A 20,554-nucleotide genomic window follows, 5' to 3' on the forward strand; every position below is an offset into this window, starting at 1 on the left:
CTCTCCACAACCGAGAGGCTCTCTCCGAACCAGTTGAGGTGATCCGTGTCCGGGAACAATTCGGCACTTCTGGGCCGTCCCAGCGAGCGCGCCCAGGCCGCCGAGTACGGGGTGGCCGGCTCCGTCGGTGACGCAGCGGCGGCTCAGGCCGGCGCGGGGCTGTACGCCTACAGCGAGCGCGTCGACGCGTGGGTGGTCCGTACCGCCAAGCCCGTCAGCTACGAAGTGCGCGTCGCCGACGGCCTGTTCGACTTCGAGCGCACGGACCTGCTGGAGCCGGCCGCGGCCCCCGGCAAGCGGCTGCGCCGGTTCGTGGTGCTCGACTCCGACGTCGACCTGCTGCACGGCAACCGTATCCGCGCCTACTTCGACTACCACGACGTCGAGCACGTCATCTGTGTCGTCCCCGCCGACGAGACCGTCAAGAGCTTCGAGACCGCGGCGCGCATCGTCGAGGAGCTCGACGCCTTCGGCGTGGACCGGCGCAGGGAGCCCCTCATCGTCATCGGCGGCGGCGTCCTCATGGACATCGTCGGCCTGGCGAGCAGCCTCTACCGCCGCGGCACCCCCTTCATCCGCGTCCCCACCACCCTGATCGGCCTGGTCGACGCGGGCGTGGGCGCCAAGACCGGGGTCAACTTCAACGGGCACAAGAACCGGCTCGGCACCTACTTCCCCGCCGACCTCACCCTCCTCGACCGCACCTTCCTCGCCACGCTCGACCGGCGCCACATCGGCAACGGCATGGCGGAGATCCTCAAGATCGCCCTGATCAAGGACGCGCGCCTCTTCGACGTCCTGGAGCAGTACGGTCCGCAGCTGCTGAACGAGAAGTTCCAGGGCGAGAGCGAGGCGGGCGAGGACGCCGCCCGCGAGGTCGTGCGCCGCGCCATCCAGGGCATGCTCGAAGAGCTCCAGCCCAACCTGTGGGAGGCCAAGCTGGAGCGCTCGGTCGACTACGGGCACACCTTCAGCCCGACCGTCGAGATGAGCGCCCTGCCGGCGCTGCTGCACGGCGAGGCGGTCTGCGTCGACATGGCGCTCACCACCGTCCTCGCCCGGCGCCGCGGACTGATCGGCGACGCCGACGCCCGGCGCGTCCACGACGTGATGCGCGCCCTCGAACTGCCCGTCTGGGACGACCTGCTGGACCGGCCGGAACTCCTGACGGCCGCCCTGCTCGACACGGTCCGCCACCGCAACGGCCAACAGCGCCTCCCGCTCCCCGTCGGCATCGGCGACGTCACCTTCGTCAACGACGTCACCGAGCAGGAACTCCTGGACGCGGTGGCCGAGTTGCGGATCGCGGGACGCGGGCGTGACCTCGTGGAGGGGCAGCATGTCTGAGACGGCGTACGCCCCGGCTCCCGTTGCGCAGGCCCCCGCCGTCCGCACCCTCGGCGGTGAGGTGATCGTCGGCGACGTCAGCGGCCCCGCCCACATCCACGGCGTGCACGGCACCACCGGCGTGACCCGCTGGAAGGCGCTCGCCTCCGGCGCGGACCTGCGCGGCGGCTGGGAGGCCGTCGAGTGGGCGTGCGTACCGCCGGGCGGCGTCAGCGGCGAGCACCGGCACACCCGGACCGAGGAGATCTACTTCATCCTCTCCGGGACCGGCGAGATCTACCTGGACGGCACCGCCCACCCGATCGCGCCCGGCACGCTGCTCCTCACCGGCCTCGGCACCGTCCACGGCCTGCGCAACACCGGCGACAGCGATCTGGCCTGGCTGGTCATCGAGATGCGCTCGCCCCGCTTCAGCGCGGCGCTCGGCGCGACCGCCCCCGTCTCCACCCCCGCCCCCGTCCCCGCGCCCGCTTCCGCCAAGGAGGAGCCCCCGGTGCCCACCGCACGCCTTCACGACCTACGAGCCGAGCGCTCCGTCTCCCCCGCCGGCGTCTTCACCGGGCCGTTGCGCACGCTGGCCCTGGAGACGGTCGACGCCTCCGGCACCGTCGAACTGGCGGCCGAGGGCCGCGAGCACATGGTGTTCGTGCTCTCCGGCACCGGCTGGGTCGAGAACGGCAGCGACACCGCGGAGCTCCGCCCGGGCACGGCCGTGACGCTGCCCCTGGGCACCCGCGCCCGCATCGGCGCAGACCGCGAGCACGGCCTGGAGCTCTTCCACGCGGAGGTCGCCGTCCCGTCGCCGGAGCCGGCGCAGTGATCGTCAGCGGACCCTCGGCGCCCTCCCGGCTGCTGCGCTCCACCGCCCCCGAGAGCGGTGACGACGGCCGCACCTGGCGCTGCCTCGCCCGCCGCGGCATGTTGCACGGCGAGACCGAGTCCTTCGAGCAGATCCGTCTCGGCCCCGGCGCCGGCTGGACGCACGAGCCGGCCCACGGCACGGAGGCCGCCCTCTACGCGGTCGCCGGATCCGCGTCGGTGCACACGGACACCGCCGGGGCCGCCGACGGGAACGCGCTGGTCGCGGGCGGCGCGCTGCTCGTCGCGTCCCGTGCCGCGGTGCGGGTGACCGCGGGCGACGAGGGGCTCGAACTCCTCGCCGTACGCGTGCTGCCGGCCGATGTCAGCTCCCGGCTCCCGGTGCGCGTACCGGAGTTGCCCGTGCGCGAGCAGACCCCGATTTTCCGCCCGCCGACCGACGACGGGCGCTGACCGAGGAGCGGTTACGTTGGCTGAACACCACGAAAAGGTGCTGCCACCCACGGACGACCTGCTGTGCGGCCGCTGGCCGAACGGCTCCATGAGCGCCGCGGCGATCATGGACACCAACAAGGTCGGCCGCGTGGAGGTGGAGATACCGGGCCCCGAGCTCGGCTACGTCCTGGTGGCCCCCACGACGGTCGGCATCTGCGGCACCGACCTGGAACTCCTGCACGGCACCGCCAGTTACGTGCGGGACGGCAGGGCCACGATGCCCCACGTGTTCGGCCACGAGTGGGTCGGACGTGTGGTGGCGATCGCCGGGAACTGCCAGTACTCACGGCAGTTGCAGATCGGCGACCGGGTCGTCGGGCAGACCATGCTGTCCTGCGGGGGCTGCCGGGCCTGCCAGCGCGGCCACCGCAACGAGTGCTCGCAGCTGAAGGAGGTCGGCCTCTACGGACAGCAGGGCGCGGCGGCGGAGTTCATCCGGCTCCCCGCCCAGTCCCTGACCAAGGTCCCGCCGGGCGTCGACGACTTCGCCGCGGCCCTCGCGGAACCCGCGGTCACGGTGCTCGCGGCGCTCGACAAGGTCGGGGTCTTCCCCGGCGAGCGCGTCCTCGTCTTCGGCACCGGCACCATGGGCCTGCTCGCCGTGCAGATGGCCCGCCGGGTCGCCGGCACGGTCGACGTGGTCGGGATCGACGACGCGGGCATCGGCGCCGCGCTGCGGATGGGGGCGGAACACGCCTTCCTGCCGGGTGAGGCGCGCGACGGCGAGTACGACGTCGTCATCGAGGCGTCCGGCGCGGTGCCGGCGCTCCTGGAGGCGCTGCGGGTGGCGGACGTCGGCGGCCGCATCGCCGCGGTCGGCGTGCCGAGCGACCCGCTGCCCGCCGTCGACGCCTCCGAGCTGGTGCTGCGCGGGGTGACGATGACCGGCGTACGGCACGGCCTGGACTACTACGAGCGGGCGCTGCGGCTCTTCGCCGAGGGCGTCCTGTCGGCCAAGGGCATGATCGCCGACGTCTTCGAGCTCTCCGACGTCGACCAGGCCTTCGAACTCCTCGAGAGGGGGCGTCGGGCCGCACCCAAGGTGGCCCTGTCACTGACCCCTCGCCCCTGAGAAGGAGGTGGTCGGCCCCGCCCCTGACACCCCCTCCCCCGGCGTCAGGGGCGCCCACCACCTCCCCCCCGTTCACCCCACCGACCTCCCCGGTCCCACCAGAAAGGGCCCCCTCATGAATCGCCCCATCGCCGTTGTCACCGGCGCCAGTTCGGGTATCGGCGCCGCCGTGGCCGAGGCGCTCGCCGCGGCCGGCTGCGACGTCGTCGTCGGCTACGGGCGGCAGGCCGACGCCGCCAAGGAGATCGCCGACGGCCTCGCCGCGCGGCACGGCGTGCGGGCCGGGACGCTCGGGCTCGACCTGACCGATCCGGCCGCCGCGGGCGAGGCCCTGCGGGACTGCGTCGACGCCTTCGGCGGCATCGACGTGCTGGTCAACAACGCGGGCCTGAACCGGCGCGCGACGGTCGTCGAGGAGACCCTGGAGGACTGGCGGCGCATCCTCGACGTCAACCTGACCAGCCCGTTCCGGCTGAGCCAGGTCGCCGCCGAGCGGATGATCGCGCAGGGCCGCGGCGGTCGCATCATCAACATCACCAGCATCCACGAGCACATCCCGATCGGGGAGGGCAGCACGTACTGCGCCGCCAAGGGCGGTCTGGGCGCGCTGACCAAGGCGATGGCGCTGGACCTGGCCGCGCACGGCATCACCGTCAACGCGGTGGCGCCCGGCGAGACCGCCACCCCGATGAACAACGTCCCGGCCGGCCTGGACGCCGCCGAGATCGCCCGCCCCGCCATCCCCGCGGGCCGCCCCGGCCGCCCCGACGAGGTCGCCGCCCTGGTCGCCTACCTGGCGTCGCCCGCCGCCGCCTACACCACGGGCACCTCCACCCTGATCGACGGCGGCATGGCGCTGTCCGCCGCGGTCGCCAACGCGGCCCACGCCGGCACGGTCTGATCCCGGCCCCCTCCGCCCCTCCCCGCGTGCACCCCGGGTGCACCCCGCAACCCTGGAGCAGAGTCATGTCACCCACCGCCCCGACGGCCACCGCGGACACCACGACCGCCCCGTCCATCCCCACCGCCCGCAACGTCGACCACTACGCCTACACCGTCGCGGACCTGGACGTGGCCGTGGACTTCTGCACCACGGTGCTCGGCGCCGACGTCCTCTACCGGCTCGGTCCGGTCGAGGAGCCGGACAGCGACTGGATGGCGCGCCAGCTCGGCGTCCACCCGCGCGCCGGCGCGCACATCGCGATGCTGCGGCTCGGCCCGGACAGCAACCTGGAGCTCTTCCAGTACACCGCGCCCGAACAGCGCCGGGACGCACCGGAGTTCACCGACGTCGGCGGCCACCACATCGGCATCCACGTGCGCGACCTGGACGCGGCGCTCGCCAAGGCCGCCCGCTCCCCGCACGTCCGCGTCCTGGGCGAGCCCCGCACGGACCGGAGCGGCCCGACGGCCGGCAACCGCTGGATCCACCTCCTCACCAACTGGGGCATGCGCATCGAACTGCGCCAGCTCGCCGCCGAGTTGCCCTACGAGCGGGACACCGCCGCGCGCGTCTACCGCCCCGACGGGGAGTGGGAGCGCGGCCTGCCCGGCGCCCTCGGCATCGGCCACGTCGGCTACTCGGTGGCCGACCTCGACGAGGCCGTCGCCTTCTTCACCGGCCCGATGGGCGGCGAACTCGCCTACCGCTCCAGCGAGTCGGTGGACGCCGCGACGGCGCGCGGCCAGTACGCGGTGGACGGACCGTTCCGCAAGGACACCGCGGCGATCCGGCTCGGCCCGGTCACCACGGTCGAGCTCAGCGCCTTCGAGGCCGCGGGCCGCCGCACCGAGCGCCCCCGCAACAGCGACGTGGGCGGCCACCACCTCGCGTTCTTCGTCGACGACGTCGAGCGCGCCGCCGCCTGGCTGCACGGCACGGAAGGGGCCGAGGTGCTCGGCGACCCCCAGCTGATCGAGGACGGCGGCCCGATCCACGGCGACCGCTGGGTGTACTTCCGCGGCGTGGGCGGCTTCCAGCTGGAGGTGCTCAACATGCCGCCCGGCATGCCGTACGAGCGGTACACGGCGGCCCGCAGGTTCGGGCCGAGCCCGCGGTGGACCAACCGCTGACCGGCAGCGCGGACAAGGAATCAGGAAGGGGTGGGGGAGTGCGCTGGGACGACATCTACGTGGCGAGCGCGGCCGCCGAGTTCGGGGAGCTGCACAGTGCGCGGGAGGCGGTGGCCGCGGGCCTGCTGCCCGCGGCGGAGATCGAGCGGAGCGCACAGCGCTCGGTGTCGGTGAGCGCCGGGCGCAGCGGGCCCGAACTCGCCGTCGCCGCGGGCCGCACGGCGCTCGCCGCGAGCGGCAGGGACGCGCGGGACGTGGGACTGCTGATCCACGCCGACTGCTGGTACCAGGGCCTGGAGTTCTGGAACACGGCGGCGTACGTGCAGGACCAGGTGCTCGGCCACGGCGACTGTGTGGCGTACGAGCTGCGCCAGATGTCCAACGGCGGGATGAGCGCCCTGGAGAACGCGGCGGCGCGCCTCACGGCGATCCCCGCCACCGGGGCCGCCCTGGTCACCACGGGCGACCGGTTCGCCGGTCCGGCCTTCCCGCGCTGGAGCACCGACCGGGGCCTCGCGTTCGGCGACGCGGGCACGGCCGTCGTGCTCTCCCGCACGCCGGGCCCGCTGCGCCTCGTGGCCACGTCGTCCTTCTCGCAGCCGATGCTGGAGGGGCTGCACCGAGGGGACGAGCCGTTCCTCGACAGCGCGAACGGGGCGGGCCCGCTCGACCTGGTGGCCCGCAAGAAGGGCTTCCTGCGCGGGCTCTCCCAGGAGGAGATCACGACGCGCAACGAGAGCGGCATGATGTCCGCCGTCAAGAACTGCCTCGCGGAGGCCGGCGGCGACATCCACGACATGGCGGCCGTCGTCGTGCCCTTCTTCGGGGCCCGGCTCTCCCGCCTCCAGTGCCTGGCCCCGCTCGGCATCGAGCCCGAGGTGACGTTGCAGGAACTCGGCCTGACGGTGGGCCATTTGGGCGCGGGTGACCAGGCGGCCGGAGTGGCCAGGCTCCTGGCGGACGGCACGCTCCGCGGCGGCGACCGGGTGCTGCTCGTCGGGGTGGGAGCGGGCTTCAGCTGGACCTGCGCGGTCCTGGAGAGGGTCTGACGTGGGGGCACGGATGCGCGGCGGCGCACGGCGGTACGAGGACGGATACGGGCAGTACGGGTACGGGGAGGCAGCGGTGAATCACGCCTGGAAGCGACTGCGGGCGGAGGGCGTCGACGTGTGGATCGACGTCTCGGCGACCCCCGGGGGCGCCGCGCGCGAGGTCCGGCGCGCGCTCGCGCAGGGCGTGCCGGCGGGGGCCCGCATGGGCAGTGCGTCCGTGGACGAGATCAGACAGGCCTGCGACCAGCTTCTCCCGCTGCACCGCGCGAGCGGGGGAGCCAAGGGCCTGGTCTCGGTCGCGCTGCCCGAACGGACGGCGACGGGACCCGGTGCCGGTTCCTGGGCCGCGCGGGCCCGCACGCTGCGGGACGAGGTCGCGCGCCCCAACCTTCTCGTCCGCGTTCCCGCGGGGGCGGCCGACGCGGCGACGCTGCGGGCCCTGATCGCGCTGGGCACCGCCGTGGAGGTGTCGGGGGTGCGCTCGCCGCTCCAGTACGGGCAGGTGGCGACCGCCCTGCTCGCGGCCCTCGACCGGCCGCACGCCGCTCCCGCCCGCACGCCGTCCCTCATCTCCTTCGACGTCAACGCCCTGGAACGGCACGTCGACGCCCGTCTCGACCTCATCGGCTCCGACGAGGCGAAGGCGCTCCGGGGCCGGGCCGGTCTGGCGTGCGCCCGCCTCGCGCACCGTACGCACGAGATGACGTTCTCCTCGGCGCGGTGGGGAGCGCTGGCCGCCGCCGGTGTCCCGGAGCCGAAGCCGCTGTGGGTGACGGCCGGCACCACCCCGGCCCGCGCGGCGCACGCCGTGCAGGAACTGGTGACACGGGGGACGGCGACGTCGATGACCCCGGCGGCGGCGCGGGTGCTGGCCGAGTCCGGCACGGTGAGCGGCGACCGGGTGTGGCGCCACTATGCCGACGCGGAGCGGACGCTGGCGTACCTGGACTGGTTCGGCATAGGAGTGGAGTCCCTGGCCACGGAGCCGACGGAGCCGACGGACACCGCGCGGACCACGGACCCCCGCGAGGGCGCGCTCCTGCCCCCGCACCGCCCGACGGCACGCCCCCACCGCCCGACGCCGCTCACCCCCGAACCGCACCGCCCGCTGACCCCCGCCTGACGGGGTGCTTCAGCCCCGCCTCGAAGCTCAGCTCGGGAGGAGCGTCCTAGCAGGTCAGCCGACGTTCGGCGCTTTCGTAGGTGCCGAGGTTGGAGTCGACGCCCACGACGGTCTTGTAGGTGTAGGTGCCGGAACCCGTGCAGGTCCACCACGCCATCTTGGTGCCGCTCTCAAGCGCGGTCCACTTCACTTCCTCCCAGCCGTACCAGCGGTGACGCTGCAGGGAGATGGTGGCATCCGTGCAGCCGCTGCGGGTCTTGCCGGCCTTGCCGATGATCTCGCTGATGCCCTTGTAGGGGGCCGAGATGCTGTAACAGCTCCGGTCCCAGTCCGAGGCGGCGGCCGGAGTGGCCGGCACCAACAGTGTGGCTGCGCAGGCCAGTGCGACGGCGACGGATGACTTTCCGGCGAGCCCGAGAGTGCTCATGACAAATGTTCCTGTCTGCGAAACCTGCGGGGAGCGAGATACGGCACCACTCTTTCACCGGCGCGGAGACAAGATCAAGCCAAATCCCACAGCCACCAACCCCACCCACAAGACACCGACTTGACGCCCAACCCCCCACCCGACAACGCGCCCCTTAAGGGGCGCGGGGAACGGCGCGAGCAACCCATCAACACCCGCACCCGACAACGAGCCCTTTAAGGGGCGCGGGGAACGGCGCGAGCAACCCCATCGACACCCGCACCCGACAACGAGCCCTTTAAGGGGCGCGGGGAACGGCGCGAGCGACCACAACAACACCCGCCGCTCACATCAATCCTCGCCCCGGAGGGGTGCCGGGCCCAAGCCCACCCGTACCAACATCTCCCGCCGCCCCGTCACCACCAGCCACGCCGGCAACGCCGCCACACACAGCACCGGCAGCAACGCCAGATCGCTCACCACCACCGCCGCCGTGAACAGACTCAGCCACCCCTGCCGCGTCGTGGCGAGCAGCACCCCCAGCACCGCACAAGTGATCGCAAGAGAAACCGGCACCGCCCCCACCACCGCGTGCGCGAACATCCCGAGCGCCACCCCCACGAAGACCGCCGGAAAGATCCGCCCGCCCCGGAACCCGCACGTCCCCGCGACGACCAGCGCGACGAGCTTCACCACCGCCAGCAGCAACAGGTTCCCCGCCCCGTGCTCGTCCGCGTGCTCGGTCAGCTCCTTCATCTCGTCCAGGCCCTTGAACAGCGTCAGTTGCCCCCCGAGCGCCCCCAGCGCCCCCAGTACGAGCCCGCCCACCCCCACCATGACCACCGGCCCCCCGAGCTGCCCGAGCTGCCGGAACGCCCGGTGGAGGAACGGGAAGGCGTACACCGCCGCCAGCCCCACCGCCGCCGCCCCCGAACTGATCACCAGCGCCGACACCACGTCGATCATCCGCACCCCCGGATAGGGCGGCACGTCGATGCGGAACGTCGGATGCGCGACCAGCACCGTGGTCAGCGACCCCGCCCCCGCCGCCACCAGCGGCGCGAACAACCGGTCCCACAGCGGCCGCGGATCGTCGCCCATGCTGACCTCGGAGAGGATGAGCGCCGCCGCGACCGGCGTGCCGAAGAGCGCGCCCACCGTCCCGGCCGCCGCGAGCGACACCCACAGGACCGCGTTCGTACGGGGCATCGCCCGCATCCCGAGCGTGTAGGCGAGCGCGATGTTGATGGCCGTGATCGGGTTCTCCGGACCGAGACTCACTCCGCCCGCGAGGCCGATGACCACGGCGAGCGCCAGACCGGGCAGCACCCGCACCGGCAACGGCGGATCGATGAGCCCGGTCGTCGAGGGGTCGGGCCCCGCGTGTCCCGGCACCGCCCACACCACGACCCCGACGACGACGCCCACCACGGTGAGCGTGCCGAAGATCCACCCCGCCGACGTCCCGGACACCCCCAGCGCGTCCGGCAGCCGCTCCCACAACGTGATCTGGATCCGCTCGGCGACCCAGCTCAGCGCGAGCAGCAAAAGGCTCGCCCCGACCCCGACGAGCAGGGCCGGGACGATCAGCGGAACCAGCGCGCGGGCCTGCGGGGGCAGCCTCCGCAGAGCTGCCCCGGCCCGCGCGCGTGCGCTCGCGCTCAGGGCCCTGCGATGTCGGAACGGTCGTTGCACAGCGCCCAGATGACGAAGACGCCGATGGCGATCGAGATGAGCGCCCACACCGGCGTGTACGGCAGCCACAGGAACTGCGCCACGATGGCCAGCGCCGCGAGCGCGACGCCGCTTCCCTTCGCCCAGCTCGCACCCTTGAGGATCCCCCAGCCCACGACGGCCACGAGGATGCCGAGCACCAGGTGGATCCAGCCCCACGTGGTGAGGTTGAACTTGTAGACGTAGTCGCCGATGCGCTCGTAGACGTCGTCCTTGGCGATGCCCGCGATGCCCTCGAAGATGCCGAGGATGCCGTTCACCAGCATCAGGACACCGGCGAACATCGTGCCGCCGGCCGCCCAGGGGCTCTCGGCCCGCGTCCCGTGGTGGTGGTGACGCTCGTGCTTCCCGTGCTCCGGTGTGCCGGGTGCGGTCGCGCTGCTCATGGCCACCCCTTCGGTCTCGACGTCAGAGACTCACAGCGTCCGGCGGGCCGCGGACGGCGGCGAGCGGGGCGGGGCCGAACGGGTTACACGGGTTACGTGATTCCGGTCACCCGCGCGCGATGAATTGATTACGCTGAGCTACATGGTCAAACCGCGCGACCTCGATCCCACGGCGTCCCCGTTGGACTACTACGGCTCCGAACTGCGCCGCCTGCGCGAGGCGGCGGGCCTCAGCCAGGGCCAGTTGGGCTCCTGCGTCTTCGTGACGGCGTCCCTGGTCGGCCAGGTCGAGACGACGAAACGGGTCCCGACGCGGGACTTCTCGGAACGGGTCGACGCGGCCCTCGGCACGGACGGCCACTTTTCGCGGCTCGCGGGCTTGGTGCTGCGGAGCCAGTTGCCGCACTGGTTCCAGGCGTACGCGGAGATGGAGGCGCGGGCGACGTACATCTCCACGTATCAGGCCCAGTTGGTGTACGGCCTGTTGCAGACCGAGGAGTACGCACGTGCCGTGCTGAGTACGGGTATGCCGAGCAAGCTCGACGACCTGGTCGCAGCCCGAATGGAACGCCAGCGGCTCCTGGAGCGAGATCGCCCGCCACTGTCGTTGGTGATCCTCGACGAGGCGGTACTCCACCGTCCGATCGGAGGTCGGGATGTCATGCGAGACCAACTCGCTCATCTGCTGAACTTCATCGACAGGCGCTGGACGAGTGTTCAGGTCCTGCCTTATGAGGCCGGTGAACACGCCAGCCTCATCGGTTCGTTCAACCTGCTGCGCTTCGAGGCAGATCCCGAGCTCGTCTATACGGAAGACATGATCTCCGGCCACATGACCGCTAACCCCGAAACAGTCCGCGAAGCCGCCCGCCGTTACGCTAACTTGCAGGCCGCCGCCCTCCCGGAAGGGAAGTCGGCGGAGCTGATCAGCCGCGTAATGGAGGAGAATTATGGCGACCAGTCAGGATCTGCCCAACGCGCGGTGGCGTAAGTCGTCGTACAGCGGCAACACAGGCGGCGACTGCATCGAGTGCGCCCCCCTCAACGGCACGAAGTGGCGCAAGTCGTCGTACAGCGGGGACACCGGCAGCGAATGCATCGAGTTCGCCCAAGCCCAGTGCAACGGAAACGTCGCGATCCGGGACAGCAAGAACCCCGAAGGTCCCGCCCTCACCGTGAAGGCCGCCGCCTTCACCCACTTCGTGGCCGCCACCGTCAGCGGAGATCTGCACTGATCCGTGCGGCGATAGCCGAGGCCATCCGCCGGATGCCCGGCGAACGCACCGGGCAGGGGCGGGACTTGGCCGTGGTGGGCGCCAGACAGAAGTGCAGGTAGTCGTCGCCGCTCCGGTGCAGGGCCGCGCGGCCCGAGCCGCAGTACGCGGGGTGGGCGCGCTCGTACGCCGTGCAGGGGAGCGTCTCGACCCATGTGTAGCGGCCGGACGCGGGGGCGACGGACCGCCCCGCGTCGGCGACGAGGTCGCCGGTGGCGTCGGCCTGCGCCTCGTAGAGGTCGTTGACGCCGCGTACGCGGTCGGGCGTGATGGGATCGGGCCCCTGGAGGACCCACACCACACGCGGACGCCCCGCGCCCCCCGCGTTCCCCGCGGCGTGGATCTGGGCGACCAGCCTCCGCGCGTCGGCCGCGTACCGGTCGTAGTACTTGGCGCGTTGTTTGTCGTAGGTGATGCCGTCCATGCAGGGCGTGTAGCCCCACGCGTTGCCCCAGAACTGGAGGACCACGTAGTCGGGGTGTTCCGCGCGGACGAGCGCGGCGGCCTTGTCCTTGTCGGGGACGAGGGAGTCCTCGCCGGTGCCGTCGAGGTAGTCGCAGAGGGTGGTGCCCGAGTAGGGCGCGCTGCGGTAGCGCGCGCCGAGGCGGTCGCGGAGGCGGTCGCCGAGGACGTCCTGGTTCTCCATGGCGAGGGAGTCGCCGAGGTACAGCACCTTGGGGGGTTCGGCGGACGGGTTCCGCGCGGCGCGCTGCCGGGTCGTGGCGGACGGCGGCGGCGCGGAGGCACGCGGAGAGGGAGAGGCGGAGTCCGCGTCCCGGGCCGCGCCGGACGGGGCCTCCGGCAGCGCGGCGGGCTGTCCGCCGCCGTCACCGCCCCCGCCCCCGGGATCCCCGCACGCGCCGAGCAGCAGCACACCGGCCAGCACGCCCACGACCCACGGATACCGTGCCCGCATACGGCAACTCCCGCCCCAGACAGCCGAAATGGCCCCCAGGCAAACACACGGGCGGGGTGGACGGAAGGCATCCGCCCGCCAAGTGGGGGTCCGGGCAGGTGGGGTCAGTGCCGGGCGGCGCGTTCGAAGTGGCGGGACAGCGCGCGGTAGGACTCCTTGGGCTCCCAGTGCCAGCCGGCCGCCGGGTCGCCGGGCCGCTTCCAGAGCGTCTTGGTGAGGCTGTAGCTCGCGAGGTCGAGGTCGTGGCGCGGGTCGTCCGGCCGGTGCGGGGCGTCCGGCGTGACGAACTGGTAGACGAGGGCGGCGTGCAGGTTCATGGACTCGAAGACGTCGAAGAGGTCCAGGAGATACGCGGCCTGGGTCCGCTCGCTGCGCCGGAGGCCGCCGGTGATCTCCGGGGGTTCCTTGGTGTAGTCGACGGCTTCGTGCCAGCCCATGCCGCCGTCGCGGGGCGCGTTCTCGTACGTGCAGGAGCCGCATTCGGTGACGGCGACGGGCTTGCCCCACCGCAGGTACGGCGTGAGCTCCTCGACGTACGCGGCCCGACTGCGGTGGTAGCCGTAGTAGTTGACGCTGACGACGTCGAAGAGGGACCAGTCGACGTCGTCGTCCTGCGCGGCGCCGTAGGTGAGGGGTCCGTGGAAGACGGAGCGGCCGGTTCGGGCGGCGCGGGCGATGAAGTCGTGCAGGCGGCGGACCATCTTCTCGGGGTCGAAGTTGCCCTTGAGGAGGTTCTCGACGCGCTCCAGGGCGTTGTCGCCGGGCGCGATCCCGGGGACGAACAGCACGAACTCCGCGCCGACGCTGAGGTGGACGTCCGCGCCCTGGCGCCGCAGCCGCTCGGCGTGCCGGCCGGTCTCCGCGATGTGGTCGAGGATGTCGCGGTGCGGGGCGTCGGCGAGGCGGGGCTGGAGCCAGACGCGCAGGCCGCGTTCGGCGGCCTCGGACGCGGTGGCGGCGAGCCGGCGCACACCGGTGCCGAAGACCGAGACGGTGTTCGCGTGCAGGTCGTGCCGGATGGCGCGGATGTCGGCGCGCATGCGGGGGGCGGTCCAGCGGGTGGCGGTGGACTCGCCGTCACCGACTTCGTAGCAGACGCCTCGGTGCGTGAGGCCGCGGTGCCGGGGGCCGGGGTGCCGGGGGCCGGGGTGCCGGGGGCCGGGGGCGGACGCGGACCCGGGGCGGGTACCGGAGCCGGGGCGGGGCGCGGCGGCGGCTTCGGAGGCGCCGAGGCCGCTCAGCGCCCCGGCCGCGCCGAGACCGCCCGCGGCCCCGGCGACCCCGAGGGCCCCCGCCAGAAACCGTCCCCTGCTGATGCCGCTGACCTTGCCGCTGCCGTCGTGCCGCATGCCGCTGTCTCCCGTCCGTCGTCTGTCGCGTACGACGACCAGCATGGGGAGGGGAGGGGGACGGGTTCATCGTCCTTTGGTCGCCCGTCCGGGTCCGAGGGGCTGAACCCCGTACGGGAAAGGCGACTTAGGTCAGGCAGGCCGACGGCTGGGGGCGTCCTCGGGCGGGGCGGGACGTCGCAGCCGCCAGACCACGACGACGCCGCTGCCGGAGGGAGCCGCGGGCGGTGTTCCCTGTTCGCGGCGGACCTCGGTGAAGCCCAGCCGGCGCGGTATCGCGGCGCTCGACGTGTTCGCCAGGTCGTGCGTGATCTCCAGGTACTCGACGTCCGGCAGCGTGAACATCTCGGCGACCAGGGCCGCCGTCGCCCGGGTGGCCGTGCCCCGGCCGGTGGCGGCGGGGTGCAACCAGTACCCCAGGCAGCGGCATCGGGGATCGGCTCCGCGATAGGCCTGGCACATGCCGAGGAGAGCGTCGCCCCCGGCGATGGCGTAGTTGTACACATCACCGCTCGTCCACTTCGCCCCGGACGCCGCGAGGAACCCGCGGGTGCTCTCCGCGCTGTGCCCGGTGACCCATGTCTCCCAGGGGCGCAGGTGCTCCACCGACTCGTCGATCAGCTTGAGCGCCGGAGCGAAGTCGCTCTGCCCCCGCCAGCGGCGCAGGACGAAGTCTCCGCAGTCGATGATCTGCCGTGGCCGCTCCATGACGCCATGCTGGTCCGCGAGAGGCCCCCGCCGCAACGAGGTGGGGCGAACTCCCCGCGTGATACGGCTCCCACAGCTCACGGGACGTCCGCCGCGAGCGTCTCGAACGCCGTGCACAGCAGCCGCACACTGCGCCGGAACTTCTCGTCCTGGCCGAGCCGGGGCATCTGCTCCATGACGAGCGGGAAGCGGGCGCACAGGTCGGCGTAGAGCTCGGCGGTGACGGGCGGTGGCGCGGCGGCCCGGGACTCCCCGCCCTCCGCGCCCCGTTCCTCCGGCCGCTCCTGGAGGACGAACCCGGTGACATGGCTGAGGAGGGCGTCGGCCGCGACACCCGCGTCGGCGACGGGGACGCCCGCGCCGACGAGGGTCGCCAGGAGCCGCTCCATCAGGGAGAGGGCGCCGGTGCTGAGCGTGCCGGGGCTGTCGGCGAGGAGCAGGGCGCCGCCCGGATGCCGCAGGAGGCTCCGGCGCAACTCGGTGGCCTGCGCCTCGATCCGGTCCTGCCAGGCCGCGTCGGGCGGGAGGGCGGCGAGGGCGGCGCCGGCGGCGTCGTACGCGTGCCGGCAGACGCGGTCGGCCATCAGCGCCAGCAGCTCGTCCTTGCCGCGCACGTGGTAGTAGAGGCTGCCCGCGTGAGCCCCGAGCCGGTCGGCCACCTGGCGCATCGAAAGCCCGTGGTACCCGGTCTCGGCGAACGTGGCCATGCCTGCGTCGACGATCCGCTCCTTGGTGAGCTTCATGCCTCCACCGTAACAGCGTTTCAAACACTGTTTGAAAATGCGTCCGCCGGTGCTAGCCTCGGCATCGACCGGTTTCGAACACTGTTGGAAAGGCTGGTTCGGGGGACATGGGCGGACTGTTGTTCAGCGTGACGACCGCGGCGTTGATGGTGCTGATGGCCAAGTGCGGGCGCGCGCTGATGGAGCCGGCGGCGGCAGGGGCGGGTGCGGGCGCCGGGACCCGTGCGTCGGGCCTGGACGTGCTGCGGGGGCGCCCGTTCCCGTGGGCCGCGGCCGTCCTGGGCGGTCTTGCCGTGGCGGGCGTGCTGCTCCAGCTGAGCTGGCCGGGGGCGATGCAGGCGCTGGACGCCGACCCGTCCGAGAGCGGCTGGTGGCGGGTGTTCACGTCGGTCTTCATGCAGAACGGCGGGGTCGGGGGCGCGCTCTGGAACATCGCGACGCTCGCGGTCGTGGCGGCGCTGGCGCACTGGTACTGGGGCGGCGGCCCGACGCTGCTGTTCTTCCTGGCCGGCATCCTCCTGCCGGAGCGGATCGACGACCTGCTGGGCATCGGCGGCGGCACGAGCACGGATCCCCGCAATTTCGCGGGCAGTTCGGGCGCGACGTACTTCCTGGGCGCGACGCTGGCGGCGGCCCTGCTGATCCGGACGCTCACGTCGTCGAAGGGCGGGGCGGCGCCGGAGAGCGCTGGGGCGGGCAGCGCGGTGGCGGACCGGCTCCTCGCGGCGGCGGTCCCGGTCCTGGGCCTCGCGATGTGGTTCACGCAGGAGAACGGCCACGGGCTGGTGGCGGCGTACGGGTTCGCGCTGGGGGCCGGGGCGTGGGCGGTGTGGCGCAGGCGCGCGGAGTCGGGGACGCGGCGGGGAGCGGGGTCGGGCTCGGGCTCGGACTCGGACTCGGACTCGGGCTCGGACTCGGCGGAGGGTCGCCCCCGTACGACGTCGGGCTGCTGAACCCACGGAACCCGCCCCCCCCCGGGGAGGTGTGCCGCGGCGCGGTGGGTCACACCATGCGCCGCGGCGCGGTGGGCTATCGGGCCACGAACTGGGTCAGGATCGCCTGGACCTCGTAGATGTCGACGCCCTTGGTGAAGGTCTTCTGCATCGGCGTCGGGTTGCTGGAGATCCAGATCTTCAGCTCCGCGTCGAGGTCGAAGTGCCCGGCCGTCTCCACCGCGAAGTGCGTGATGCTGCGGTAGGGGATCGAGTGGTACTCGACCTTCTTGCCGGTGATGCCCTGCTTGTCGACCATGATCAGCCGACGGTCGGTGAAGAGCATCGTGTCGCGTATCAGCGTGTACGCGGCGTGCACCTGCTCGCCGTGCCCGAGCAGACGCGCGTACTCGCTCTGCGCCTTCATCGGGTCGACGGTGTGCGCGTTTCCGAACAGTGCCATGGCAGGCCCCCCTGTGATCGCCACCCCGGACCCGCCCCGCACGACGGGTGCCCGTATGACGGGTGAGTGGGGTGATGCGGTGAAGTGCGGGATCTTGCCACTGTATCGGGGCGGGCGATCGGGGCGGGCGGAGAAGATCGAAGGCCCGTGCGAGTGGCACGGCCGCGCGCCCTAACCGCGGGGCGGGTGGAGCTTGCGGAAGTACGTCCAGCTGGTCTCGTTCGGCTCGCTCCACTCCTCAGGGGCGCGCGCGAACTCCGGGTGGTGACGGGCGACATGGGCGCGGGTGCGGGCGGGCACCTCGCCGTACGAGCCGAGCTTGCGCCCCCGGCAGTGGTACGTGAGACCACCGGGCCGCTGCCCCCGCTCCATCCAGGGCAGCCAGGGGGACATGCGTGTCCACGACATGGTGGCCGGGACGCTCGGCGCCGGCCCCGCGAGATCGGCACGGTCGACGAAGAACTGGAAGAGCTCCAGGGCCTTGTACGTGTCGCCGGCGGAGTTGAGCGGGTATTGGGCCACCGGCAACGGCGACGGGTAGGCGAGCGGGATCTCCATGCTGAAGCAGACCTGGTCACCGAGGTCGGTCGTCGGGACGGGGAACGGGCGCCACCGCTGGTTGGCCGGATCGTTCCACACGTGGACGACCGGCAGCCCCTGCCAGGTCTCCAGGATCCCGCCGCTGTCGGGGTCGAGATAGAAGGCGGCCTCCCGGCTGAGGAGCCGGTACGCGTCGGGCCCGTCCTCGGCGTGCTGGACGAGCCGGGAGACGTTGAGCCCCTCGAACCCGAACAGCCGCTGGTAGGGCTCGTCGGGCGCCCATGAGTACACGCTGCCGGTCCACCAGTAGGTGACGTCGGCACCGTCGAGCGAGCCCCGGGTGCGGGCCAGGTCGCGGAGGGACTGCGCGGGGGAGGGGCCGGGGGAGGCGGGGGTCCGGGCGGCGGGGGCCTGGGCGGCGGGGGTCTGGGGTGCGGCCGGTTCCGGTATGGGTGAGGTCATGCCCCGTACTCTGCGGGACGCGCGCGCCCGATGGACGGACAACCGGGCACCCGGACCCGGGCGTGTCCGAAAGGCCCGGCCGGCCGCGGTGCCGTCCCGCGCGGTGCCGTCCCGCGCGGAACCGTGCCCGGCGCGATCCCCTCTGTCAGAGGAAGGAACGCATGCTCACGGGAAACGGGACGGAAAAGGGGCAGGGCCGATGATGATCGTGCTGCTCGGCATCGTGGCGGCACTCGCGGCGGTGGGCCTGGCCGCGGTGCTGTGGGCCTCGCGGGGCGGCCCGCGCTGGGTGCACGGCGTCGCGAAGGCGACGATCGCCTCCGCGGACGTGGTCGCGGCCATGAGCAAGGCGAGCCGCCGCGGCAACAGCCGCTACAGCAGCGGCAGCAGCCTCGGCGACGGCGGCGGCGACGGCGGTGGTGGGAGCTAGGCGGCGAGCCGGGCGGCTGGCTGGGCGGCGAGCCAGGCGGCGGCCGGCGACCCGACCCCGCACTGCCCCTTACGGGACCCCCCGCACCGCCCCTTACGGGCCCCGGCACCGCCCCTTACGGCCCCCCCCTCACCGCCCCTTGAGGAAGGTGATCCGCCCGGTGGCCGGCGTACGGGCGGGGGAGTCGGGGCCGGAGTGCTTCTCCAGGTAGCGGACGAGCACGTCCAGATCGGTGACGCCCCCGCCCTCCCGCTCGGTCCCCTTCTTGAACGTGCCGAAGCCGTTGCCCCCGCTCGCGAGGAAGTCGTTCGCGGTCACCCGGTACGTCCCCCCGGCCCGGACCGGCTCCCCCTTCACCCGGACCGTGTCCGTCAGCAGCCGGGCGCCACCGGAACGGCTCATGTCGACGGAGTACCGGAGCCCCGAGGACAGCTGTAGATACAGCGGATCGTCGGCGTTGGCGCCGGTGAACTGCTCCTTCAGAACGGCGATCAGCTGCGCACCGGTGAGGGTCATCGTCGTCAGCGAGGTCGAGAACGGCTGGGTGCGGTACGCGTCCGCGTACGTCACCGCGCCGTCGCCCCGGCGCGTGAGGTCGGCGCGCATGCCGCCCGGATTGAGCAGGGCGAGGTCGGCGCCCTTGTCGCCGGTCGCCTCCGTCTGGGCGTCGGCGAGGAGGCTGCCGAGCGGGGTCTCCTTCTTCGGCGAGCCGCGGCCCGGCAGGTCGCCGGAGATATAGCCGACGGTCCGGTCGGCGACCGTGGCGGACCGCTTGCGCCAGGTCTCGACGAGGTCGGCCATCCCGGGATGCTTCGGGGTGCTGACCGGCACGACACGGTTCCTCGCGGCGACCGTCCCGCGGATGACGTCCCCGCTGCCGTCGAGCCGGAAGCGGAGGTCGGTGAAGGACCGCCCGAAGGAGTCGGCCTGCGTCACCGAACGCGGCTTCCCCTCCGGGTCGTTGACCGTGCATGCGTATGAGTCGTGCGAGTGGCCGCTGACGACGAGGTCCACCGCGCCCGGCGCCTGCTGCGCGATCCCCTTGATGCGGCCGCGCAGCTTGGCCGCGGGCCCGCCGGTGTCGCAGTCACCCCGCCCGGCGACGCCGTGCGCGGCCTCGCCCTCGTGGACGAGCAGCACCTGCGCCCTGACACCCATCCGCGTCAGTTCCTTCGAGTACCGCTCCACGACGGGCAGTTCGTCCCGGAACTCCAGGTCGCGGATCTGCGAGGCGTTGACCGCCGCGGGCGCGTCCTTGGTGACGAGACCGATGAACCCGATCCGCTGCCCGCCGGGCAGCCGCTTCACGTCGTACGGCCGCAGCAGCGGCTCACTGCTGCCCTTACGGGTCACGTTCGCGGCGAGATACGGGAAGTCCGCGCCGTTGTACCCGCCGCCGGGCGCACACCCGTCCTCGGGGTGACAGCCGCCGCCCGCCATGCGCTCCAACTCCCGGGCCCCCTCGTCGAACTCGTGGTTCCCGACGGAGCTGACGCCGAGCCCGAGCTGTTCGAGCGCCTCGACGGTGGGTTCGTCGTGGAAGAGCGCGGACAGCAGGGGACTGCCCCCGATCATGTCGCCGGCGGCCACGGTGAGCGAGTTCGGCTGCCCGCGCCGGGCCTTCTCCACGAGGGTGGCGAGCTGCGGCACCCCACCGGCCTGCACCCCGCTCCCCCTGGCCCCGCCACCACCGCTCCCCCCGCCGCCGCCCCGCAGCACGCGCCCGGCGGCTCCCTCCACGGGGTCGAGATTGCCGTGCAGATCATTGAGCGCGATGAGCTGCACGGGCACGCCGCCCCGGGAACCGTGCGGCGCGGGAGCGGCCGCGGCGGCCGGCTTCACCGCCCGCGCGGAGGCGGACGCTTCCGCGGGAGCCCCGAGGCTGGGCACGAGCAGGACGATCCCCAGCGCGAGAGCGGCACAGCCGAGGACGACACGTTTGAAGAGACAGGCGGAGCGAGCGGAAGTGCGGTGCGCGAATTCAGTCACGCTCGGAAGTTATAAAGTTACGTATCGTATGGACGCCGGACACGCCAGCGGTAGTCCGATTGTCACTCCATGGGCGCTCGGGGCGGGGTGCGTGGCCCCGCCCTGCCCTATCTCCCGCCCTTATGCCCCCGGCATTTCCGGTGGACGCCCACAGGACGTACTCATCCGGTACTACAGTTCCGATGTACGGCGGTGTGCCGTACATCACAAGAGGCATCGCAAGATGTGTCCGGCGCGCGGT

Annotated in this window: 22 protein-coding genes; 12 read left to right on the top strand and 10 right to left on the bottom strand. The window is 72.8% G+C overall.

Going from position 1 to position 20,554, the window contains the following annotated elements; translation table 11 throughout:
- Positions 1-45: 45 nt before the first annotated feature.
- The 8 genes from ACZ6B8_RS14250 (at position 46) to ACZ6B8_RS14285 (ending at position 7,981) form a co-directional block, all read left to right on the top strand.
- Entirely contained in the window at positions 46-1,347 is a 1,302-nt protein-coding gene (locus ACZ6B8_RS14250; protein WP_471088765.1) for a sedoheptulose 7-phosphate cyclase, read from the top strand.
- Positions 1,340-2,167 carry a cupin domain-containing protein gene (locus ACZ6B8_RS14255; RefSeq protein ID WP_471088767.1) on the top strand — a complete coding sequence of 276 codons (828 nt, stop codon included), beginning with the start codon at positions 1,340-1,342 and terminating at the stop codon, positions 2,165-2,167. The genes ACZ6B8_RS14250 and ACZ6B8_RS14255 overlap by 8 nt, the downstream gene beginning before the upstream one ends.
- Positions 2,164-2,619, top strand: coding sequence for a pirin family protein (locus ACZ6B8_RS14260; protein WP_471088769.1), 456 nt, complete (start codon positions 2,164-2,166; stop codon positions 2,617-2,619). Before ACZ6B8_RS14255 ends, ACZ6B8_RS14260 begins: the two co-directional genes overlap by 4 nt.
- Positions 2,620-2,635: 16 nt before the next feature.
- A complete protein-coding gene (locus ACZ6B8_RS14265; RefSeq protein WP_471088771.1) occupies positions 2,636-3,733 on the top strand; it encodes a zinc-dependent alcohol dehydrogenase in 1,098 nt (365 codons plus the stop codon).
- A 115-nt stretch (positions 3,734-3,848) separates the two neighbouring features.
- Positions 3,849-4,634 carry an SDR family oxidoreductase gene (locus ACZ6B8_RS14270; protein WP_471088773.1) on the top strand — a complete coding sequence of 262 codons (786 nt, stop codon included), beginning with the start codon at positions 3,849-3,851 and terminating at the stop codon, positions 4,632-4,634.
- A gap of 65 nt (positions 4,635-4,699) precedes the next feature.
- Positions 4,700-5,806 (top strand): VOC family protein, encoded by a 1,107-nt coding sequence (locus ACZ6B8_RS14275; protein WP_471607391.1) that lies wholly within the window; start codon positions 4,700-4,702, stop codon positions 5,804-5,806.
- 38 nt (positions 5,807-5,844) lie between these two features.
- Positions 5,845-6,855 carry a ketoacyl-ACP synthase III family protein gene (locus tag ACZ6B8_RS14280; protein WP_471088777.1) on the top strand — a complete coding sequence of 337 codons (1,011 nt, stop codon included), beginning with the start codon at positions 5,845-5,847 and terminating at the stop codon, positions 6,853-6,855.
- Position 6,856: 1 nt separating this feature from the next.
- Positions 6,857-7,981, top strand: coding sequence for a transaldolase family protein (locus ACZ6B8_RS14285; protein ID WP_471607392.1), 1,125 nt, complete (start codon positions 6,857-6,859; stop codon positions 7,979-7,981).
- 46 nt (positions 7,982-8,027) lie between these two features.
- Here the strand turns inward: ACZ6B8_RS14285 and ACZ6B8_RS14290 are convergent, their stop codons facing one another.
- The 3 genes from ACZ6B8_RS14290 to ACZ6B8_RS14300 all read right to left on the bottom strand — a co-directional run bounded on the left by ACZ6B8_RS14290 (position 8,028) and on the right by ACZ6B8_RS14300 (position 10,507).
- Positions 8,028-8,408: a hypothetical protein gene (locus tag ACZ6B8_RS14290; protein ID WP_471607393.1), complete on the bottom strand. Its 381-nt coding sequence runs from the start codon at positions 8,406-8,408 to the stop codon at positions 8,028-8,030.
- A 330-nt stretch (positions 8,409-8,738) separates the two neighbouring features.
- Positions 8,739-10,016 (bottom strand): ion channel protein, encoded by a 1,278-nt coding sequence (locus ACZ6B8_RS14295; protein ID WP_471607560.1) that lies wholly within the window; start codon positions 10,014-10,016, stop codon positions 8,739-8,741.
- Between the two features lie 32 nt (positions 10,017-10,048).
- Entirely contained in the window at positions 10,049-10,507 is a 459-nt protein-coding gene (locus tag ACZ6B8_RS14300) for a DUF7144 family membrane protein (protein ID WP_471086851.1), read from the bottom strand.
- A gap of 142 nt (positions 10,508-10,649) precedes the next feature.
- Here ACZ6B8_RS14300 and ACZ6B8_RS14305 point away from each other — a divergent pair, with 142 nt between their 5' ends.
- Both ACZ6B8_RS14305 and ACZ6B8_RS14310 read left to right on the top strand, forming a co-directional pair.
- A complete protein-coding gene (locus ACZ6B8_RS14305) occupies positions 10,650-11,498 on the top strand; it encodes a helix-turn-helix domain-containing protein (protein WP_471086854.1) in 849 nt (282 codons plus the stop codon).
- Complete coding sequence (locus tag ACZ6B8_RS14310) at positions 11,458-11,742, top strand: DUF397 domain-containing protein (protein ID WP_471607394.1); 285 nt, start codon at positions 11,458-11,460, stop codon at positions 11,740-11,742. Before ACZ6B8_RS14305 ends, ACZ6B8_RS14310 begins: the two co-directional genes overlap by 41 nt.
- On the opposite strand, the gene ACZ6B8_RS14315 is transcribed toward ACZ6B8_RS14310, so the two are convergent.
- From ACZ6B8_RS14315 to ACZ6B8_RS14330, 4 genes are all read right to left on the bottom strand, one after another.
- Complete coding sequence (locus ACZ6B8_RS14315; protein ID WP_471607395.1) at positions 11,723-12,697, bottom strand: SGNH/GDSL hydrolase family protein; 975 nt, start codon at positions 12,695-12,697, stop codon at positions 11,723-11,725. The two genes, ACZ6B8_RS14310 and ACZ6B8_RS14315, sit on opposite strands and share 20 nt — an antisense overlap.
- Before the next feature lie 104 nt (positions 12,698-12,801).
- A complete protein-coding gene (locus tag ACZ6B8_RS14320; RefSeq protein WP_471607396.1) occupies positions 12,802-14,046 on the bottom strand; it encodes an abortive phage infection protein in 1,245 nt (414 codons plus the stop codon).
- 132 nt (positions 14,047-14,178) lie between these two features.
- A complete protein-coding gene (locus tag ACZ6B8_RS14325; protein ID WP_471607397.1) occupies positions 14,179-14,754 on the bottom strand; it encodes a GNAT family N-acetyltransferase in 576 nt (191 codons plus the stop codon).
- A gap of 77 nt (positions 14,755-14,831) precedes the next feature.
- Positions 14,832-15,497 carry a TetR/AcrR family transcriptional regulator gene (locus ACZ6B8_RS14330; protein ID WP_471086869.1) on the bottom strand — a complete coding sequence of 222 codons (666 nt, stop codon included), beginning with the start codon at positions 15,495-15,497 and terminating at the stop codon, positions 14,832-14,834.
- Positions 15,498-15,604: 107 nt separating this feature from the next.
- On the opposite strand from ACZ6B8_RS14330, the gene ACZ6B8_RS14335 reads away from it, so the two are divergent.
- On the top strand, positions 15,605-16,450 hold the full coding sequence (locus ACZ6B8_RS14335; protein WP_471607398.1) for a hypothetical protein: 846 nt from the start codon (positions 15,605-15,607) through the stop codon (positions 16,448-16,450).
- A gap of 76 nt (positions 16,451-16,526) precedes the next feature.
- Here the strand turns inward: ACZ6B8_RS14335 and ACZ6B8_RS14340 are convergent, their stop codons facing one another.
- Positions 16,527-16,892, bottom strand: a complete 366-nt coding sequence (locus ACZ6B8_RS14340) for a PH domain-containing protein (RefSeq protein WP_361732807.1) — start codon at positions 16,890-16,892, stop codon at positions 16,527-16,529.
- A 171-nt stretch (positions 16,893-17,063) separates the two neighbouring features.
- On the bottom strand, positions 17,064-17,894 hold the full coding sequence (locus ACZ6B8_RS14345; protein ID WP_471086876.1) for a DUF1838 domain-containing protein: 831 nt from the start codon (positions 17,892-17,894) through the stop codon (positions 17,064-17,066).
- 199 nt (positions 17,895-18,093) lie between these two features.
- Here ACZ6B8_RS14345 and ACZ6B8_RS14350 point away from each other — a divergent pair, with 199 nt between their 5' ends.
- Positions 18,094-18,324, top strand: coding sequence for a hypothetical protein (locus ACZ6B8_RS14350; protein ID WP_471607399.1), 231 nt, complete (start codon positions 18,094-18,096; stop codon positions 18,322-18,324).
- 129 nt (positions 18,325-18,453) lie between these two features.
- On the opposite strand, the gene ACZ6B8_RS14355 is transcribed toward ACZ6B8_RS14350, so the two are convergent.
- Positions 18,454-20,313, bottom strand: coding sequence for a bifunctional metallophosphatase/5'-nucleotidase (locus tag ACZ6B8_RS14355; protein WP_471607400.1), 1,860 nt, complete (start codon positions 20,311-20,313; stop codon positions 18,454-18,456).
- Positions 20,314-20,554 lie beyond the last annotated feature (241 nt).

Source organism: Streptomyces sp. NPDC041122 (assembly GCF_055592445.1).

Excerpts from the sequence above, each read along its gene's own strand:
- ACZ6B8_RS14255 (WP_471088767.1), top strand. The coding sequence starts at position 1,340 with ATGTCTGAGACGGCGTACGCCCCGGCTCCCGTTGCGCAGGCCCCCGCC.
- ACZ6B8_RS14270 (WP_471088773.1), top strand. The coding sequence starts at position 3,849 with ATGAATCGCCCCATCGCCGTTGTCACCGGCGCCAGTTCGGGTATCGGC.
- ACZ6B8_RS14275 (WP_471607391.1), top strand. The coding sequence starts at position 4,700 with ATGTCACCCACCGCCCCGACGGCCACCGCGGACACCACGACCGCCCCG.
- ACZ6B8_RS14290 (WP_471607393.1), bottom strand. The coding sequence starts at position 8,408 with ATGAGCACTCTCGGGCTCGCCGGAAAGTCATCCGTCGCCGTCGCACTG.
- ACZ6B8_RS14300 (WP_471086851.1), bottom strand. The coding sequence starts at position 10,507 with ATGAGCAGCGCGACCGCACCCGGCACACCGGAGCACGGGAAGCACGAG.
- ACZ6B8_RS14305 (WP_471086854.1), top strand. The coding sequence starts at position 10,650 with ATGGTCAAACCGCGCGACCTCGATCCCACGGCGTCCCCGTTGGACTAC.
- ACZ6B8_RS14310 (WP_471607394.1), top strand. The coding sequence starts at position 11,458 with ATGGCGACCAGTCAGGATCTGCCCAACGCGCGGTGGCGTAAGTCGTCG.
- ACZ6B8_RS14315 (WP_471607395.1), bottom strand. The coding sequence starts at position 12,697 with ATGCGGGCACGGTATCCGTGGGTCGTGGGCGTGCTGGCCGGTGTGCTG.
- ACZ6B8_RS14320 (WP_471607396.1), bottom strand. The coding sequence starts at position 14,046 with ATGCGGCACGACGGCAGCGGCAAGGTCAGCGGCATCAGCAGGGGACGG.
- ACZ6B8_RS14325 (WP_471607397.1), bottom strand. The coding sequence starts at position 14,754 with ATGGAGCGGCCACGGCAGATCATCGACTGCGGAGACTTCGTCCTGCGC.
- ACZ6B8_RS14330 (WP_471086869.1), bottom strand. The coding sequence starts at position 15,497 with ATGAAGCTCACCAAGGAGCGGATCGTCGACGCAGGCATGGCCACGTTC.
- ACZ6B8_RS14335 (WP_471607398.1), top strand. The coding sequence starts at position 15,605 with ATGGGCGGACTGTTGTTCAGCGTGACGACCGCGGCGTTGATGGTGCTG.
- ACZ6B8_RS14340 (WP_361732807.1), bottom strand. The coding sequence starts at position 16,892 with ATGGCACTGTTCGGAAACGCGCACACCGTCGACCCGATGAAGGCGCAG.
- ACZ6B8_RS14345 (WP_471086876.1), bottom strand. The coding sequence starts at position 17,894 with ATGACCTCACCCATACCGGAACCGGCCGCACCCCAGACCCCCGCCGCC.
- ACZ6B8_RS14350 (WP_471607399.1), top strand. The coding sequence starts at position 18,094 with ATGATGATCGTGCTGCTCGGCATCGTGGCGGCACTCGCGGCGGTGGGC.